3 protein-coding genes are annotated in these 1,495 nt (G+C 37.2%); 1 reads left to right on the top strand and 2 read right to left on the bottom strand.

Annotated features, from left to right (window positions below; genetic code table 11):
* Nucleotides 1-120: 120 nt before the first annotated feature.
* Nucleotides 121-444 (top strand): hypothetical protein, encoded by a 324-nt coding sequence (locus G327_RS0123625; protein WP_019617276.1) that lies wholly within the window; start codon nucleotides 121-123, stop codon nucleotides 442-444.
* Between the two features lie 176 nt (nucleotides 445-620).
* On the opposite strand, the gene G327_RS0123620 is transcribed toward G327_RS0123625, so the two are convergent.
* The gene (locus G327_RS0123620; protein WP_019617275.1) at nucleotides 621-914 is read right to left on the bottom strand and encodes a type II toxin-antitoxin system RelE/ParE family toxin; all 294 of its coding nucleotides are present in this window, start codon (nucleotides 912-914) and stop codon (nucleotides 621-623) included.
* Nucleotides 914-1,153, bottom strand: coding sequence for a type II toxin-antitoxin system ParD family antitoxin (locus tag G327_RS0123615; protein WP_019617274.1), 240 nt, complete (start codon nucleotides 1,151-1,153; stop codon nucleotides 914-916). The genes G327_RS0123620 and G327_RS0123615 overlap by 1 nt, the downstream gene beginning before the upstream one ends.
* Between the last annotated feature and the right edge of the window lie 342 nt (nucleotides 1,154-1,495).

Raw genomic sequence — 1,495 nt, 5'->3', positions numbered from 1 at the left:
GAGCGAATATATAACTGAAGAGCCGGATGCGGTAGTTCCGCACGTCCGGATCTGTGTGGGGTCGGTCTGGTAACAGATCACTCTACCACGATTACACATTCACAGGTTGAGAGTACCATTATGAAAAAGTTTAACCTTCCAATATTAGTATTAGTATTACTTTTCTCTACAGCTGTAAGTGCAAAAAATAGTTTTCGATTAGAAAATGGCAATATTTTATCTGTTGGCAAAAGTAAATCTGAAATAATTGCACTTGCTGGTACACCTATTTATCAGGGTGTTGAACGAGTAGCAATAGATAATGGCCAAGGAGATAATCCAGTAAATCGTGAAGTATTAATGTATAAGCTGAATGGGTCAATTGGCGGTTTATATATTGTCGTAGTTACTGTAGAAAATAATATAGTTGTATCAATTACATTTAAGCAAGAAGATCGTATTTAATTACTTGGTTAAAAATATGTATACAAGGCCATTAAATCGGGGGAAGATCAGGAAGATCAGGAAGATCAGGAAGATCAGGAAGATCAGGAAGAACACAAAAAACAGCTGGCTTTTGTTCGTACCTCACAAAGTATAGCCAGCTATTTTTAGCCGTTTATGGCGACGTTATATTTTTCTCATAGAGCCCGGTTTACATCCATGCTTTTATGTAAAATGCGAACAATAAGTATCTGATTTTCTTTGTGCTCTTTATAATAAATTACATGGCTAGCTTGAGGATACTTGCTATATCCTTCTCTGATGTAATTACACTGGATTCCGATATCGGGTTCGTCTGCTAATAATTGAAATGAGCTATCTAATACTTTTAAGTAGTCATTTCGTTGAATTTTCCCCCAAGTCGCTTGGGTGTACTTTGCAATTTTAACTAGATCAGATTTTGCTTTAGCTGATAATACAAACTTGTTCATTAGTGGTTATCTTTATCAAGTTCAGCGATTAAAGAGTCGTAGTTATAGTCAACGGTGCCACTTTGTTCGCCTTGAACTAACATGCTTCGTAAATTATGTAGTTTGGCTTCTTGGTCTTCTAAAGCTCGTAAGCCAGCTCTAACTACTTCACTTGCTGAGCCATAACGACCAGAGTGTAGTTGTTGGTGTATAAATTGATCAAAGTGATCGCCTAAAGTAACGCTAGTATTTTTAGCCATAATTTTACCCTTTTAGCTTGTACCAATATATATTGGATTATGGTATAAAAAATATAACAAGGCAATTAAGTCGGACAAAAAGTAGTTGGCTTTTGTTCGTACCTCACAAAGTATAGCCAACTACTTTTTGCCACTTATTGCGGCGCTCTACACCTTAACATCAATCAAAAATTATCAGGGGCTAATTATATGAGTGGAACTCTTCATCTAATTTGTGGACAGGCCGGGGCTGGAAAGACTACTTACGCCAAGAAGCTTGAAGTGGCACGGCTAGCGCATTTTAATCCCTGATTCTAAAAGGGCTGAGCGATAGCCATCATCTAGTGCTGCCATCTTTTTTTT

Origin of the sequence: Psychromonas ossibalaenae ATCC BAA-1528 (genome assembly GCF_000381745.1) — a bacterium.
Classification (GTDB): domain Bacteria; phylum Pseudomonadota; class Gammaproteobacteria; order Enterobacterales; family Psychromonadaceae; genus Psychromonas; species Psychromonas ossibalaenae.
This window is presented reverse-complemented; position numbering and strand designations above follow the sequence as displayed.

What these genes read in the sequence shown, in the direction of transcription:
- G327_RS0123625 (WP_019617276.1), top strand. Translation starts at nt 121, where the DNA reads ATGAAAAAGTTTAACCTTCCAATATTAGTATTAGTATTACTTTTCTCT.
- G327_RS0123615 (WP_019617274.1), bottom strand. Translation starts at nt 1,153, where the DNA reads ATGGCTAAAAATACTAGCGTTACTTTAGGCGATCACTTTGATCAATTT.
- G327_RS0123620 (WP_019617275.1), bottom strand. Translation starts at nt 914, where the DNA reads ATGAACAAGTTTGTATTATCAGCTAAAGCAAAATCTGATCTAGTTAAA.